Raw genomic sequence first — 16653 nt, forward strand, 5'->3', positions numbered from 1 at the left:
CCTCTCAGCCACCCGGATACAGGAAAGGGGCCGAATGGCCCCTTTTTCATGCGTTGCGGTTTTCATGGGGGGGCCGCCCCGCAGCCGACTAAGCGCAGCGCCTCAGGGGTAATCGGCGTACCCGTATTCTTCCTCGGGGTAATTGCACTTGTTAAGAACGACGCCTAACACATTGGTATAAGATGAAATTTCGCGCTCAGACGCATCTATTTCCTTGATCGTCGTGTGTTCCGCCGCCGCGACAAGGATGACGCAATCCACATGCTGCAGAAAGCTGATGGTGTCGTCTGCGACCTGCAACGGCGGCGTATCAAACAGCATGAGCGTCGGCGCATAGGTTTTCTCGATCCTGTCCAGCGCCTCTGCGCAACGCGGCGATTGCAGCAGGTCCGACGGGTTCTGGCGCGGCCCGTCACTGCTCGCCACGGCAAAGCGGTCATTCAGCCGACAGGCGTTGGCCGACAGATCCGCGTCGCCGCGCAGCACCGCGCAGACATCCTGAGGCTGTTTCAGCCCGATCTTGCTCGCCAGGCTCGGGCGGCGCAGGTCCGCTTCGATCAGGATCGCCGAGACATCTTCGCGCCGGGTCATGCTGAATCCAAGATTGAGCGCCGTGGTGCTCTTGCCGCAGCCAGCCGTCGGCGAGGTGATCGCCAGCCGTTTCCAGCCATTGGCCCGCATCAGTTTCAAAACCCGCGTGCGCAGCACATCAAAGGCGGCAAAATCGCCTGTCTTGAGATTGCTTTCGCCGCCGCAAAGCCGCATGCGCTCCATCAGCGCGCGGTCCGGCGTATGGCGGGGCAGCGCTTCCCAGAAAGCGGCGCCGACCAGCTGGCGGCGGGATATGACGGGGGGCGACGCATTGCGCGAAGCGCGCGCCTTGGCAATCGCGGCCTGGATACGTTCCATGCGGGCTCCTTCAGGATTGCGGTGCGCCAAGCGCGTTGCGGGCACGGGCGATGGCCATCTCGACCGCCTCGCCAAGCGGCATGATCTGGCTGTCGACCAACCATAGCCCGCCGCCCAGCAGCAGCACGCCCGCCAGGACGGCCCCCACAAGCAGCTTGCGGCGCTTGCGCTGATTGCGGAGTTGATCAGCGGTATGGATGTAGGGCACCGTCGCCAAGGCCTCGATGCCAAGTTTCGCAGTGATCTCGGACGGGCGCCGCACGGTGCTGTTCAACAGCTCGATCACTGCGATCAGCCCCATTCCCAGCAGCAGCCCGCCCGCCACGCCGCCTGCGGCCAGAACCTTTCGGTTCGGGCTCATCGGGTTGCGCGGAGCGATGGCCGGCTCGACAAGACTGATGCGCTGCCCCTTGGACAGAGCCTCGATCATGTCGCCGGTTTCGGCCCGCGACTGGTTTGACACCGCCCGGTTGTACTGGGCCTGCAGGTTGTCATAGTCGCGCTGCATTGCATCCAAGGTGACGGAATTTCCCGGCGTGCGCGCGATGCTGTCGGCCAGCTCTTCCATCCGGGATCTAAGCTCCTGGCGGCGGCTCTGGATATCGGCGAGCTGGCTTTCGATATCGGCAAGCTGGATCTCGAAGGCACTGGGTGCCGCGCTGCCTTCAGGGGCGTTTTCGCTCAGCCGGTCGGCGGCGGCCTGCTGTTCCGCCACCGTTTTTTCCAGCGCCGCGATCCGCGCCTGCATCAGCTCAAGCCGTGGGTTGGTTTCGGCCAGCACCACCCGCGCGCTGGCGTAATCGCGCCGCAGCTGCATCAGCTGCTGCATGTCGGCGCTGAGCGCCCCGCTGACTTCGACATCCGGCACCCTGCCGGTGTTCTCGAACAGTTCGACCAGCCGGGTGCGGCGCTCCTCGAGGCTTTGCTCGTCGCGGCCGAGCTGTATCAGCCGTTCCTGCAAGCCGGCCTGCTGCGAGCGGCGGAAATCCAGACTGTCGGGCAAGGCATCAAGGTTCTGTTCCTGAAACGACAGCATCCGCGCCGACAGGCTCGAAATCTCCTGCTCCAGCCGGTCGACTTCCTGGGTGAAGAATTCCAGCGTCTGTCCGGACACGGTGGTCCGCATCCGCACGTTCTCGCTCAGGATCAGCGTGACGATCTCATTGGTGACCCGCGCCACCCGTTGGGCATCGGAATCGCGAAATCTGACATTGACCAGCAAGGCGTTGCGCCCGCCCCCGGTCAGCTCGATCGAGATCCTGTCGCGCAGATCTGCAACCTTTGCCGAAGCCGGAAGCTGCGCGTCCTCTCCGGTGTAGATGGCCATCCGGTTGGCAAGCTCAAGCAGCACTTCGCGGGTCAGGATGCGCTGTTCGATGATCGAGATCTGCTCGCCAGCCGAGGTGCGCACCGTCGAGGCCGCAAGATCGTCGGGGATCTGCTCGGCCTCGACAATCAGCCGGGCGCTGGACCCATAAACCGGTGGAAGCGTTATCGCGAAATACAGCCCCAGCGAGGCCCCGAGCAAGACAAACAAAACCAGCCAGTGCAAGCGCCGTACAAAGCGGCGCAAGTAGAAACTCAGGTCCATCAATCCGCCCACTTCTCGCCGTCACCCCGCGCCGCGCCGGATTCGACCAGCGGCTGCGGCGGCAGGGTTTCCCCGCCAAAGAACATGTCATCGTCCAAAATCGTTTGCACGTTGTCACGGGTGACCGCATTCACCCCATCCGTAAAGGCATAAAGCAGCGCCATTTCAGATAGTTGATTGACCAGTCGCGGCACACCTTGGGTGGCCTTGGCGATCAGGTCGATTGCCGCGTCATCAAACAGCGCGGCCTCGCCCCCGGCCAGCTCGGCGCGGTGGCGAATGTAGGCGCGCACCTCGTCGGGCGGCATCGGGCCAAGATGGGCCGACGCCACCACCCGCTGGGCGAATTGCGTCATGTCGGGGCGGCGCACCATGTCGCGCAGCTCGGGCTGACCGGCGAGGATCAGCTGCAACAGCTCGTCCGGCCCCGAATTGATGTTGGTCAGCATCCGCAACTCTTCGAGCGCCTCGCGGCTGAGGTTTTGCGCTTCGTCGAAAATCAGCACCACCCGGCGCCCGGCGGCGTATTCAGCGATCAGGAAGCTTTGCAGCCGGTCAAACTGGGTGACGTAGCCTTCGCCCTCTCCGATCGCCAGCCCGAGCGCCTGCAGCACCCATTGCAGCAGCTCCCCGCGGCTGCCATGGGCATTGCTCACAAGGCCGATGGTCAGATCCGCTCCCGCCGTTTCGATCAGATGACGCAGCAAGGTGGTCTTTCCCGCGCCCACATCGCCGGTGATCAGCGTCACCGGCGCACAGGTCATCACCCCGTATTCCAGCATCGCCCAGGCGCGGCGGTGCGCCGGTGACCAGTACATGCAGCCCGGATCTGGCGCCAACGAAAAAGGCCGGGTCTTCAGGCTGAAATGCTGAAGATAATGCTGCAAATCGCTCATCACGTCACCTGAGGTTCGGATGCACCATGATCAGCCCGTCCGCGAAGGTTTGCGGCGGGCGTGATGCCTCGCGGCGTCTTCTTAGCGGGTGGTCATCACCGAGGCAACGCGACACCCGTACTCATCACGAACCAGAGCCATCTTTGTCTCTTGGTCGCGAAATCGTTATGCCACAATGTACTGCAGTGCAGGCATCTTCTGACAGATCCGCCTAGAAAATAGCCTGCGGCGGCCTAGGCTTGGCTCGACACACCTGCGATAACTCCTGTAAATCACATTGCGGACGGCAGAAGACAAAGCCCCGCTCTTCTCCGACACTTTAGTCCGCCGCCCATTCTCTGGGGCCCATATTTCAAGATTGCTCATGACCAAAATAGTTCGCCTGATCCCAGTTCTTGGCTTGTCCATGCTCCTGCTTGCAGGTTGCCAGAGCGAAGAGGAAAAGGCCGAAGAGTTTTACCAATCCGCCCTGACCTATCTTGAACAGCAAGATGTCGAGCGCTCGCTGATCGAGCTGCGCAACGTGTTCATCCATGATGGTCACCATAAAGACGCCCGCATGCTTTATGCCCGGCTGCAACAGGAGCGGGGCAACACCACCGAGGCCTATGGTCAGTATCTGCGCCTGATCGAACAATACCCCGACATCGTCGAAGCGCGCGAGGCGCTGGCCGGCATGGCTCTGGAGCGGCGCAACTGGGACGAGGCCACGCGCCACGGCGAAGCCGCCATCGCGCTTGATCCCACCCGCATCGGCACCCGCGCCATTGCCACCGCGCTGCAGTACCGCAGCGCCACGCTGGCGCGCGACCCCGAAGCGCAGGCCACTGCCGTGGCCGCTGCCAAGGCGGTGCTGGATGAAGACCCCTCTCAGTCGGCGGCCCGCCGGGTGGTGATCGACGCGCTGCTGATGGAAAACGACGCCGAGGCGGCGCTGACACAGGTCGACAAGGTGCTGGAATACACCCCAAATTCCGGCGAATTCAACATGTTGCGCGGCCAGCTTCTGGCGCAACTGAACCGCGCCGAGGCCCTGGGGGACCAGCTGCGCAAGCTCTACGAGCTGTTCCCCGAAAACGAGGCGATCCGCGCCGACCTGATCCGCTGGTATCTCAACACGCAGGATTTCGACGGGGCCGAAGGCTTTTTGCGCTCGGAAGCGGGCGCGCCAGACGAGGATACCACCGGCAATCTGACCGTGGTCGACCTGCTGCGCCGCACCCAAGGCTCCGAGGCCGCCGCCGCCGAACTGGACAGGCTGATCGAGGCTGCGGGCGAGAGCGCCCCGGCAGATCTGTACCGCGCCATGCGCGCCTCGATTGACTTTGACAGTGGCAGCCGCGACAGCGCCATCGCCGCCATTCGCGCGGTGCTGGACGGGGCCGAGGCCAATGACCAGACCCACCGCATCCGCATCATTCTGGCACGGATGCTGGCCGTCACCGGCAACCCTGTCGGCGCGCGCGAGCAGGTTGAACAGGTGCTTGCCGAAGATCACGGCAACGTCGATGCCCTGAAAATGCGCGCCGCATGGCTGGTGGCCGATGACCGCCCGGGCGATGCGGTGATCGATCTGCGCACCGCATTGGATCAGGCCCCGCGCGACAGTTCGATCCTGATGCTGATGGCCGATGCCTTTTTGCGCGACGGGTCAGAGGCGCTGGCACAGGAACGCCTGTCGATGGCGGTGCAGGTCTCGGAAAACGGCGCGCAGGAATCCGTGACCTATGCGCGCTTTCTGATCGCGCGCAACCGGCTGCAACAGGCCGAAACCGTGCTGACCAGCGCCCGCCAGCGCGCCCCGCAGAACATCGAGGTGCTGCGCCTGCTGGGCGATATCTATCTGCGCCAGCAAAAATGGCCGCAGGCGCAAGGCGTGATCGACGCGCTGCGCGACATTGCCACGCCGCAGGCGGTCGAGCTGTCCCGCGTCTATCAAAGCGGCATCCTTCTGGGGCAGAACCGCATCGACGAGGGGCTCGATTATCTGCGCGCCCAGATCGATGCCGAGAATGGCGGCAATCTTGGCGCGGTGATCCAGCTGGTGCGCACGCAGGTCATCACCGGGCGTTTCGACGAAGCCCTCGGCTTCATCGACGCGGAACTGGCCAAAACCCCCGACAGCATCCCGCTGCAGCTGCTGAACGCCAATATCTTCGCCTTGCAGGGCGATCTGACCCGGGCCGAAACCATCTACCGCGATCTGCTGTCGCGCCAGCCCGACATCGAACCGGCGATCCTGCAATTGCAGGCGCTGCTGCGCGCCACCGACCGCAGCGCCGAAGCCGAGACGCTGGTCACGGACAGCATCAAGGTGCTGCCCGGCTCGCGCCGCCTGCGGCTTCTCGAGGCAAATCGTCTTGAGCAAACCGAACAGTATGAGAAGGCGATCGCGCTTTACGAACAGCTTTACGAAGAACAAAGCTCGGATGTGGTGGTTGCCAACAACCTCGCCTCGATGCTGTCGAACTACCGTGACACCCCCGAGGATCTGGACCGCGCCTATGCCATCGCCCGGCGGCTGACCGGCACCCAAGTGCCGGCGTTTCGCGACACGCTGGGCTGGATCCTGTTCCTGCGCGGCGATACCCAAGCAGGCCTAGAACATCTGCAACCGGCCGCAGAGGCCATGCCCGAAGAAGCCAGCGTCATCGCCCATCTTGGGGTCGCGCTGGCCGCCGCCGGGCGCACCGAGGACGCGCGGGATAGCTTGCAACGCGCGCTGGACATGGCCAAAGACACCGACGCCGTGTGGAAGACCCGCGCGATGGAGGCGCTGGAACAGCTCTAGCCCCCCGCCCTGCTCTGCCCGTGCCCGCTGCCCTGTGGCACAGCGGGCACGGGCAGAAGGCCTGACATATTGGCCTCATCGGCAGGACACTCATTCTGCTTTAGTCTCGCGCCCAAGCCACTCGAACAAGAAAGATTTCCAGATGCCGATAGTTCGCGCCCTGATCGTACTGAGCCTTTCGGCGCTGGCGCTGGCCGCCCCGGCCAAGGCCCAGCAGGGCAATTACGCCATCCGCCCCGGCGACACGCTGCGCGTCGAGGTGCTTGAAGACGAAAGCCTGAACCGCAACCTGCTGGTGCTGCCGGACGGGCGCGTGTCGGTGCCGATGGCCGGCCCGATCCCCGCCGCCGGGCGGACCGTCACCGAGGTGCAGCGCAGCATTGCCACGGCGCTGGCCGGCAGCTTTGCCCTTGCGCCCACCGTCTATGTCGGCATCAACGCGCTGGCCGAGACCCCTGAACAAGGCTTCGAACCGCTGACTGTCTATGTGCTTGGCGAGGCGAACGCCCCCGGCATGATCGCGGTCAGGCCCGATACGACGGTGCTGCAACTGTTCGCGCAGGCCGGCGGGTTCACCAACTTTGCCGCGCTCAAGCGCATCCAGCTGCGCCGCACCGATCCCGCCACCGGGACCGAAACCATCTACAAGCTGAACTACAAGGACATTCAGGCCGGGCGCAGCCCCAACGGGCTGGTGCGTCTGGTCGATGGCGACGTGATCGTGGTGCCCCAACGCCGCCTGTTCGAATAGGCCCCTGGCATGAAACACCCGCGTCTTTGGCGAAACGCGACAGCACTTGCCGCCCTGTCGCTGGCCTTTGGGCTGCCGCTGGCCGCGCAGGACACGGGCGGCGTGTTGATGCAATTCACCCTGTCGCAGCGTGTGCAAAGCCTGACCAACCCCGATCTGAACCCGGGCGAAGAAGACCAGAGCGCCTTCAGCAGCAACACCAACCTCGGGTTCAGCCTGTCGAGCGCCACCCACACCGACGAGCTGACCCTGACGCTGGGGGGCAGCCTGCGCCATGTCGAAGCCCCGGATGCCGAGGATGATGTGTCCTTCGGCCTCAAATCGCCCTCGGCCAGCCTGAGCTATGCCCGCAGCGTCGGCACCAACAGCCTGAACGCCGGGATCACCTTTGTGGAATCGGATATCTCGTACCTGCAATCGGTGAGCGAAACCGACGACATCGACAACACTGACGACACCGACAGCCCGGTCATCGACATCTACGACGACTACAGCTTCGGCACCCGAACCCGGCTTGGCGCCCACGCCGGGCTGAGCTTTGGCGTGGGCGGGCCGACCGAGCTGGGGGTCTCTGTCAACGCCCGGTCCATCCGCTATACCGACGCCGGGTCCAGCTATGACGACAGCGACAGCGACAGCTACGGGCTGCGCGGCAGCTGGTCGCTGGCGCTGACCCCTGCTGTCACGCTGTCGGGCGGGCTGGGCTACAGCCAGTTCAAGGAAGACGGCAGCGCCACACGCGACACCTGGACGCTGTCCAGCGCGCTGGCCTCGCAGCAGGCACATGGCACGCTGAGCGGCACATTCGGCGTGACCCGGATCGAAGAAGGCACCCGCAGTTCGGTGGGTCTGGGCTGGTCGCAGGCCCTGCCGCAAGGCGCGCTGGAGGTCAATCTTGGCCTCACCCGTCCCACCAGCGGCAACATCGGCCTGACCGGGGGGCTGTCATGGTCCCGGGATCTGCCGAACAGCCGCATCGAAACCTCGCTACGCCATGGGTTCGCGGCCAACAGCGACGATGAGGAAACCCGGTTTACCAATGCCTCGGCCTCGCTGTCCCGCCAGCTGACGCCGCTGACAGATCTGACCCTTGGGATTGGCTATGTGCGCAACGTGGTCGAGGACAGCGACAGCACCACCAGCCAGGGCAGCTTTGATGCCGGCATCAGCCATGCTCTGGATCAGGACTGGACCCTTGGTGCCGGCTACCGCCACACCCACCGCCGCGAGGACGACGAGGACTGGGCGCAATCCGACAGCCTGTATCTCAGCATCGGCCGGGCGTTCTCGGTGCGCTACTGACCGACAAGCGCGCAGAGGCGCCCACCCCGCGAGACCGTGACCCAAGTTGCGGCGCACAGGGCGTTTGCCCCCTCGCACCAGAGGGCGCAAGCGGCTAAACTCCCCTGAAATCCGGCCTGTATCGGCTGACCCACGCCCGACACCATCCCCTTTTCGAGACGACAGAGGTTTTGCCGTGCCCAGCTCTGCCACCACCTTCGGGGCCCTGCCCGCCCGAGGCCTCAACCCTGCCGGGCTTGCCACCTTTGCCTTGCTTGTCATCGCGTCGCTGCCGGTGTTCTGGCTGGGCTTTCAATCGCTGGCCTCGGCCTGGTCGACGCCGGAATACAGCCACGGGCCGCTGATCCCGCTGATCTCGCTCTACCTGTTCCTGCGCGAATTGCGCCACGCGCCGCCGCGTGATGCGGCGGCGCCGGTGACACGCTGGCCGGGGCTTGTGGTGATCGCGCTGGGGCTGGGCATCGGCATTCTCGGCAATCTGGTGCGCATCCCCGACGTGGTGACCTATGGCTTCATCCTCTGGGTGGGCGGACTGGTGCTGACGGTGATGGGCTGGCAGCGCGGGCGCAAACACCAGCTGCCGGTGCTGCATCTGGTGTTCATGCTGCCGCTGCCGCAGTTCCTCTACTGGCACATGACCATCGCGTTGCAGCTGATCAGCTCTGAACTGGGGGTGTGGTTCATTCGCCTTGCCCAGATCCCGGTGTTCCTTGAGGGCAACGTGATCGACCTTGGGGTCTACAAGCTGCAGGTGGCCGAGGCGTGTTCCGGGCTGCGCTACCTGTTCCCGATCCTGAGCTTCAGCTACCTGACGGCAATCCTGTATCGCGGCCCGTTCTGGCACAAGGCGCTGCTGTTCCTCACGGCGGCGCCGCTGACGGTGTTCATGAACGCCTTTCGCATCGGGGTGATCGGCATTCTGGTCAATCATTTCGGCATCGCACAGGCCGAAGGCTTCCTTCATGTCTTTGAGGGCTGGGTGATCTTTGGCGCCTGCGTGGCGCTGCTGTTCCTGCTGGCGGTGATCCTGCAACACACCACGCGCAACCCCAAGACGCTGGCCGACACCATCGATCTGGATTTCGACGGGCTTGGCGGAGAGGCCGCCCGCGTGCTGCGCATCCCGCTGAGCAAGGGGCTGGTGGCGGCAACGCTGCTGTCGGTGGCCATCGCGGGCAGCTGGCTGCTGGCCCCCACCCCCGAGCGCGAGCGCATCGTGCGGGAAAACTTTGTCCATTTCCCCCGCGCCATCGGGGATTGGCAGGGGCTGTTCTCGTCGCTCGATCAGGAAACGCGCGATGTGCTCAAGGCCTCTGATTACATCAACGTCACCTATTCGTCGCCAGACGTGGCGCAGCCGGTGAATTTCTTCGCCGCCTATTATACCACCCAGACCGAAGGCGCGGGCATCCATTCCCCCGAGGTCTGCCTGCCGGTCGGCGGCTGGGAGATGTTCTCTCTGGACACGGTGCCGGTGAGCATGCCGGACACCCCCTATGGCGATTTCATGGTCAACCGCGCGGTGATCCAGAAGGGGCTGACGAAACAGATGGTCTATTACTGGTTCGAACAGCGCGGCCAGCGGATGACCAATGATTACGCGGTCAAGGCCAGCGTGGTCTGGGACGGGCTGACACGCGGGCGGGCCGATGGCGCGCTGGTGCGGTTTGTCACCCCCATGGCCCGCGGCGAGTCCGACGCCTCGGCCGAGGCCCGCCTGCAGGGCTTCATGGCCGAGCTGCTGCCGGGCTTGCCGCGCTACATCCCCGAATGACATGACCCGCCGCCCCCCCGCGACAGGCCCGGCCAGCATGCGCGCGGCGCGCGGGGTCTGGATCGGCCTTGCTGCCGTCTTCGTGCTGGTCGAGGCAACGCTGTCGGGGGCGGATGCCGGGCTGTGGGGCAGCCCGCTGTGGCGTCCTCTGGCCTATCAATACGGCGGGTTCTGGGCCGGGCTGCTGCACGGCTGGCAGGCCAATTATCCCATGCAGCCGCTGGCGATGTTCGTGACCTACCCGTGCCTGCACGCCGGCTGGCAGCATCTGCTTGGCAATTTGCTGGTGTTCGGCTGGCTGGGCGAGCAGCTCGGGCGCAGCTTTGGCGCGGCGCGGCTGGCGGCCCTGCTGGCGATCTCGGCGCTTGGCGGCGGGCTGGCCTTTGGCCTGCTGGCCACGAGCCCGCGCCCGATGGTGGGCGCCTCGGGCGCGATCCTCGGGATGGTTGCCGCATGGATCGCCGCCGAAGCCCACCAGATGGCGCGCGACGGCCAGCCCCGCGCCCGCATCCTGCGCATGTGCGCCAGCCGCAGCGCTGCGGTGCTGGCGCTGAACCTTGTCGCCACCTGGTTCGAGGCGGGCGGGCTGGCCTGGGAAACCCATCTGGGCGGCTTTGTTGCCGCTGCGCTGGCGCTTACGGTGCTAAGGCCCCTGCCCTAGCGCCCCGTGCAGCGGCACACCACCGCCACCGTCGCGGCCAGCAACGCCAGATCCTGACGCAGCGACAGGCGCCGGTGGTACAGCGTGTCGAAACTGGCGCGGGCGGCAAAGCTGCTTTGATTGCGGGCCGCGACCTGCCACAGGCCGGTGACGCCGGGGCGCAGGCGGTAATAGGCGCGCCCCTGATACAGCGCGCGCTGGCTGTCCATCATCGGGCGCGGGCCGACAAGGCTCATGTCGCCGCGCAGCACGTTCCACAGCTGCGGCAATTCATCCATCGAGGTCTTGCGGATGATCCGCCCGACCGCGGTGATGCGCGGATCATGGCTCAGCTTCTGGCTATGTTCCCATTCCGCCCGCGCCTCGGCATTGGCGGCAAGATGCTCGGCCAGCAGCCGATCGGCATCGGGCTGCATCGAGCGCAGTTTCCACATCCGATACAGCCGCCCTCCCTGCCCGACCCGCAACTGCGTGTAGAACGGCGAGCCGCCATCGCAGGCCACCGCGATCATCAGCGGCAGCAGCACAATCAGAATTGCCGGAGCCGCCAGCAGCACGAGGCAAAGATCCAGCGCCCGTTTTCCGCCCCTGCGGTAAATGCCGCCGCGCCGTAGATCTGTGGTCGCCGGGGCGAGCCCCGGCGTGTCGCATTCCATCGCCATGCCAGTACACTCCTGCAATGCAAGGTTGTTGCGGGCAAAAACCCAAAATCGTCAACACGGGGGAAATCGCGGCTTCAGCTGTCCTGAGGCTTCGAGCGGTAACAGATCACCATGACCGCCACCACTGCCGGCCACACCGTGCACAGCAGATATCCCCCAAACAGATGCAGCAAACTTTTCGCACCCCTGCTGCGATGCTCCCGAAAGGTCAGGAACAACGCCGAAAATGTCACAATCGCGTATAACACTAGGAAAATATTCCAGATTTCCAAGTTTCGTCCGCCTTTTGTGCCGTCCTCAGCCTGGTGAAATTCGCCCGGCCATGGTGCCACCCGAACTGTCGTCCAGGAATACACCCATGACGAGAGCTAGCGGAGCCGCCCGATCCAAATCAACCCAAATCGAGGATATTCTGCATCTGCAGCATTGTAGACACAGAAGGGACAATCTCCTGCGCACAACTACTAGGAGATTCCTAAAAAACAGGCATTCGCACAACAGCCCCCTTGACAGTCGGCTTCAGGGAGTCGATGCGTGCGGGTCCGACGACTTCTGCGGCACGGTGCCGGTCTTGCCGGGATGCAACTTGCCGAAGACACGGTCATACGCAGCCAGCAAATGCGGGGCCGATGCGCTCCACGACAGCGATTCCAGCACTCGGTCCCGGCCCTTGCGGCCCAGTTCGGCGGCCATCTCCGGGTCTTCGATCAGCCGGGCGATCTGGCGGGCGAAATCGCGCGGATCATTGGCCTCGGCATACAGCGCCGCATCGGCGGCACTGGCGCGCCCCTCGGTCAGATCGAACTGCACCAGCGGCTTTTCCAGGGTCATGTATTCCATGACCTTGTTCATGGTCGAGATGTCGTTCATCGCGTTCTTGGGATCGGGCGCGACGCCGATGTCGATTTCATTGAGGATCGCCAGCAGCTCCTCGCCATAGCGCGCCCCGGCAAAGGTCACCCGCTCGCTCAGCCCGCGCGCCGCGACATCCGCCTGAACCGTGGCCACATGCGGCCCGAAGCCCACGATCACCAGCCGCACGTCGTCATGGCCCATCTCACGACCAAGAATGTCCAGCGCCTCGACCAGCAGGTCCATGCCCTCTTGCTGGCCGATCACGCCGACATAGCCCAGCACCGTCTTTGCGCCCTGCCGGATGCTGGTGTCGCCCGGCCCCGGCTGGAACTTGTCGATGCGCGGCGCCGAGCGCACGGTGAACACGTCCTCTGGAGACATGCGACCGCGGTTGATGGCGATCTGGCGAAAGCTCTCGTTGGTCGAAATCGACACGTCAGCCACGGCAAAGGTCAGCCGTTCGAACAACAGCATCACCCGCCACAGCAGCCCGCGGCGACCGAACTTGGCCTCGAACAGTTCGGGGCAGACATCGTGGTGGTCGAACAGGTACCGGACGCCGGACATCTTGTAGCGCAGCGCCAGAAGGAAGATCAGGTCCGGCGGGTTGCAGCCGTGGATCACATCGAAACCACGCTCGCGCCGGATCACCCGCGCCAGCCGGAACCAGTAGCGGATCGCCAGAAGATATTCGCGGGCATAGGCGATTGCCCCGGAATGGGCCTCGGGCAGCTCGGGGTGACGGTAGATATGCACCCCGTCGATCTCTTCGTAGGGCGCATCCCAGCCGCGCCCCTGCGGGCAGATCACCGAGACCTCGTAGCCGGCCTGAACCAGCGTTGACGCCTCGAGCCAGACACGCCGGTCAAGCGGCAAGGGCAGGTTTTCGACGACGATGAGAACGCGGCGGGGCATCAGCAGGCGCAGATCGGTTTGCGCATCGGGAGGGCTCTGGAGGGATGCATCATGCAATATGCAACTAGGCAGAGACGTGTATTGATGCGGGGGGATGTCATTTTACAGTGTCTTCCCCCGGGGTATTCGATTTTCAAGACACCCGACCGGGACCGCGGGATTGTCTCTACTGCGAGTGTGTTTGGAAAACGTTACTACCGTCAGACACAGGCTCGAACAAGCGGGTTGTGCTCCTTAAACCAGTTGCTTTTGCGGAAAAATACCCTCTGAGGTGTAATGGCAACATCTAAATCAGCCCGAAGATCCTCTCTTCGAAGCGCGGTCCAATCCACCGTGCCCGGCCTGAAACTGTGCAGAAGATATACTACCTGACAGCTATCCAAATAGTATCTGTCAGGTAGTCAAATAGTAGCCGATAGCTATCGGATATCTTCTAGCAAGCCGTTAGCTATCGGCTATCATTTGGATAGCGTGCGGCAAGATCACAGCTACCAGATAGCTAACCGATAGCTCATGACGCATCGGTCCGGATCGGCTATCCTTGGTCCACAATCATAAAAACCACATCCATGAGGGAGCAGTTCTCATGCCGGTCATTTCCTTCGCCAACCCCAAGGGCGGGGCAGGCAAGACCACCACCGCGCTTCTTCTCGCGCTCGAGCTTGCCGAACGCGGGGCGCAGGTCTGTGTCATCGATGCCGATCCCGAACGCTGGATCTCGCAATGGGGCGGGCTGCCGGGCAAGCCCGAGGGCATCACCATCCTTGGCGACATCACCGAGGACAGCATCGTCGAGCGCATCGACGAGGCGGCGCAGGACGCGCAATTCGTCATCGTCGATCTTGAGGGCACCGCCAGCCTGATGGTCGCCAATGCCATCGGCATGTCCGATCTCGTGGTCATCCCGCTGCAAGGCTCGTCGATGGATGCCAAGGGCGGCGCCAAGACCATTCGCCTGATCCGCAACCAGGAACGCATGGCGCGCCGCAGCATCCCGCATGCGGTGGCGCTGACGCGCACCTCTGCCGCGGTCACCTCGCGGGCGATGAAGAACGTGCAGGCCCAGCTGTCGCAGGCCGGGATCGAGGTTTTCGCCACGCCCATCGTCGAGCGCGCCGCCTTTCGCGACCTGTTCGACTATGGCGGCACGCTCGGGGCGCTCGATCCGGCGCTGGTCAGCAATGTTGCAAAAGCGCAGGCCAACGCCCGCGCCTTTGCCGGCGAGGTGCTGGCGCGGCTCAAGGCCGTCCGCATGGCGGAGGTGGGCTGATGAGCGGACAGGCAGACAAGGCACCGGGCCGCGCCAATCTCGGTTTCGCAGGGGGGTTTGACGACGAGCTCGACCGTTTCGATCCGGCAGAATGGAGCGCGCCGCGCCAACCCCGCCCGAAACCGGCCCCCGAAACCCAGGCAGCCTCGCGCCAGCTGGCCGAAGCGACGGGCTTCCGCTCCCGCGAGCCGGGGGCAGGGGAGGGGGGTTCCAGACGCAAGGCGGCCCCGAAACCGGACACAGACCCCAACACAGAATCCAAGCCCGCACCGCGCCCGCAGCGCCGCCGCCGCACCGGACGCAACGCGCAGTTCAACATCAAGGCCAGACCCGAGACCATCGAGGCCTTCTGTGCCGTCGCCGACGCCCACGGCTGGGGTCTCGGCGAGACGCTGGAACACGCGGTGACGCTTCTGGCGGCGGATCTCGAGGCGCGCGGCAAGCGCCGGGGCTGACCGGCGATCTCGTCTGCGCCTGCGATGCCGCGTTCCCTGCCGGGCGCGGCATCCGTCGTTTTCCGAGTCGTTTCACAGCCTTGCGGGGCAGGGGATTTGCCCTGCGACAGACCATTCGGCGGCGCGAGGGGTGTTATATATGGGTTAAATAAGGTGTTACGCCCGTTTTGAGGCCTGTTTTTAATTTATCTTTCAACAACTTGCAGACACCCCCCGTGTGTAAAGTGGTGATTCTGCGTGTGTAAAGTGGTGATTCGCCGTGTGCAAAGTGGTGATTCTACTTCGATTCGCAACTCATGCGGGAAAACCGACTCCGCTGTCCTAAAACTCTGGTCGTTCCGCCTTTGGCTTTGCCATTTCGGAGCCGATTGCGTGTGTGAAGTGTCGAAGCGACTGTGTGCGAAGTGTCGTTTCCAAGCTGGACGTGTGTGAAGTGTCGTTGTACGGTCGAACGTGTGTGAAGTGTCGAAGCGAGGGCCCGAGAATGACGATTGCATCGCCGCTGCTGCCGGACCGCCACCCGCAGGGCGACTTCTTCGTCTGCGACATCCTCGATGCCGCGCCCAAGGGCGACATTGGCTCGATGGAACACCCGATCTTCTCGCTCAGCACCAAGCCGGACACGAGGCCGCGCAAATACGAGCACAACGGCATCACCGTCGAGATCAAGCCATCCATCGACGGGCTGGCCACGGTGCATGACCGGGACGTGCTGATCTACTGCATCTCGGCGCTGATCAAGGGCATGAACGAGGGCAAGGAGCCGCAGCAGGTGATCCGCTTTCAGGCCGCCGACCTGCTCAAGGCCACCAACCGCATGACCACCGGGCGCGGCTACACCCTGCTGAAGGCGGCGATGGAACGGCTCGCGGGCACGCGGATCTCGACCAATATCAGCACCGGCGGGCAGGAGGTCTTCGAGACCTTCGGCCTGATCGAACGCGCCAAGATCGTGCGCGAAACCCGCGACGGGCGCATGCAGGAGGTCGAAGTCAAGCTGTCGGACTGGGTGTTCAACGCCATCCGCGCCCAAGAGGTGCTGACGCTGTCGCGCGAATATTTCCGCCTGCGCAAGCCGCTGGAACGGCGCATCTACGAACTGGCGCGTAAGCATTGCGGGCGGCAGCGCGAATGGCGGGTCAGCCTTGCGGTGCTGCAGAAGAAATGTGGATCGGGCTCGACCTTGCGCGAATTCCGCCGCCTCGTGGCGGCGATCGCCGACGAGGACGAGAAATTCGGCCACATGCCCGATTACGAAATTCGCATCGACGATGAAAAGGATCATCTGGTGGCGCGCTCGCGCGGCACGGTGGGGCCGGATTACGCCGAGGCAATCAGCATCCCGGCGCTGGACCCGGATGTCTATGACATGGCGCGCGCCGCCGCGCCGGGCTGGGACGTGCGGATGATCGAGGCCGAATGGCGCGACTGGGCGACCGATTGCCCGCGCAATCCGGAGATGGCCTTTCTGGGATTTTGTCGAAAATGGGCGGAACGACGCGGCGCACCCTGACCCGATGCACAGGAATTGGGCAGGGCGCTCTTACGGGGCCCCTCGATCCGGATGACGTCCGCCGTGTCTTGAGGCGGTCTTCAAAGGGTTCTACACCGGGCCAAGGCACTTGAGAGGAATACCGAGATGAAGATCGCCGTTGCCGGCCTGGGCTACGTGGGCCTGTCGAATGCCGTGCTGCTTGCGCAGAACAACGAGGTCACCGCCGTCGATGTCTCGCAAGAGCGGGTCGACATGGTGAATGCGGGCAAATGCCCGATCGTCGACGCCGAGCTCGAAGAGTTCCTCGCAGAGCGCAAGCTGACGCT

13 protein-coding genes and 1 pseudogene are annotated in these 16653 nt (G+C 64.2%); 9 read left to right on the forward strand and 5 right to left on the reverse strand.

All coding sequences use genetic code 11. The features are described from left to right. Positions 1–102: 102 nt before the first annotated feature. The 3 genes from KO516_RS04230 to KO516_RS04240 are packed head-to-tail and all read right to left on the reverse strand — an operon-like array spanning position 103 to position 3396. Positions 103–909, reverse strand: a complete 807-nt coding sequence (locus tag KO516_RS04230) for a CpsD/CapB family tyrosine-protein kinase (RefSeq protein WP_216002564.1) — start codon at positions 907–909, stop codon at positions 103–105. Positions 910–919: 10 nt separating this feature from the next. Then, on the reverse strand, positions 920–2500 hold the full coding sequence (locus tag KO516_RS04235; RefSeq protein WP_216002565.1) for a Wzz/FepE/Etk N-terminal domain-containing protein: 1581 nt from the start codon (positions 2498–2500) through the stop codon (positions 920–922). After that, complete coding sequence (locus KO516_RS04240) at positions 2500–3396, reverse strand: ExeA family protein (protein WP_216002566.1); 897 nt, start codon at positions 3394–3396, stop codon at positions 2500–2502. Before KO516_RS04240 ends, KO516_RS04235 begins: the two co-directional genes overlap by 1 nt. A gap of 406 nt (positions 3397–3802) precedes the next feature. Between KO516_RS04240 and KO516_RS04245 the strand changes: the two genes are divergently transcribed. The 5 genes from KO516_RS04245 (at position 3803) to KO516_RS04265 (ending at position 10675) form a co-directional block, all read left to right on the forward strand. Further along, positions 3803–6187, forward strand: a complete 2385-nt coding sequence (locus KO516_RS04245) for a tetratricopeptide repeat protein (protein WP_216002567.1) — start codon at positions 3803–3805, stop codon at positions 6185–6187. Between the two features lie 142 nt (positions 6188–6329). Continuing rightward, entirely contained in the window at positions 6330–6938 is a 609-nt protein-coding gene (locus KO516_RS04250) for a polysaccharide biosynthesis/export family protein (protein WP_216002568.1), read from the forward strand. A 9-nt stretch (positions 6939–6947) separates the two neighbouring features. Continuing rightward, positions 6948–8240 carry an outer membrane beta-barrel protein gene (locus KO516_RS04255; protein WP_216002569.1) on the forward strand — a complete coding sequence of 431 codons (1293 nt, stop codon included), beginning with the start codon at positions 6948–6950 and terminating at the stop codon, positions 8238–8240. Between the two features lie 175 nt (positions 8241–8415). Further along, positions 8416–10014, forward strand: a complete 1599-nt coding sequence (gene xrtD, locus KO516_RS04260) for a VPLPA-CTERM-specific exosortase XrtD (protein ID WP_216002570.1) — start codon at positions 8416–8418, stop codon at positions 10012–10014. A 1-nt stretch (position 10015) separates the two neighbouring features. Next, a complete protein-coding gene (locus KO516_RS04265) occupies positions 10016–10675 on the forward strand; it encodes a rhomboid family intramembrane serine protease (RefSeq protein WP_216002571.1) in 660 nt (219 codons plus the stop codon). Here the strand turns inward: KO516_RS04265 and KO516_RS04270 are convergent. Both KO516_RS04270 and KO516_RS04275 read right to left on the reverse strand, forming a co-directional pair. After that, positions 10672–11337, reverse strand: coding sequence for a sugar transferase (locus KO516_RS04270; RefSeq protein ID WP_216002572.1), 666 nt, complete (start codon positions 11335–11337; stop codon positions 10672–10674). The genes KO516_RS04265 and KO516_RS04270 overlap by 4 nt on opposite strands. Before the next feature lie 519 nt (positions 11338–11856). Then, positions 11857–13107 (reverse strand): glycosyltransferase family 4 protein, encoded by a 1251-nt coding sequence (locus tag KO516_RS04275; RefSeq protein ID WP_216002573.1) that lies wholly within the window; start codon positions 13105–13107, stop codon positions 11857–11859. A gap of 586 nt (positions 13108–13693) precedes the next feature. Here KO516_RS04275 and KO516_RS04280 point away from each other — a divergent pair. The 4 genes and pseudogenes from KO516_RS04280 to KO516_RS04295 form a co-directional block, all read left to right on the forward strand. Next, complete coding sequence (locus KO516_RS04280; RefSeq protein ID WP_216002574.1) at positions 13694–14377, forward strand: ParA family protein; 684 nt, start codon at positions 13694–13696, stop codon at positions 14375–14377. Next, a complete protein-coding gene (locus KO516_RS04285) occupies positions 14377–14832 on the forward strand; it encodes a hypothetical protein (protein ID WP_216002575.1) in 456 nt (151 codons plus the stop codon). Before KO516_RS04280 ends, KO516_RS04285 begins: the two co-directional genes overlap by 1 nt. A 484-nt stretch (positions 14833–15316) precedes the next feature. Then, the gene (locus KO516_RS04290; RefSeq protein ID WP_216002576.1) at positions 15317–16345 is read left to right on the forward strand and encodes a replication initiator protein A; all 1029 of its coding nucleotides are present in this window, start codon (positions 15317–15319) and stop codon (positions 16343–16345) included. A gap of 126 nt (positions 16346–16471) precedes the next feature. Then, positions 16472–16653, forward strand: a pseudogene (locus KO516_RS04295) (UDP-glucose 6-dehydrogenase); the annotation flags it as partial.

This window comes from Citreicella sp. C3M06, from assembly GCF_018860705.1.
In the GTDB taxonomy this organism is placed as follows: Bacteria; Pseudomonadota; Alphaproteobacteria; order Rhodobacterales; family Rhodobacteraceae; genus Salipiger.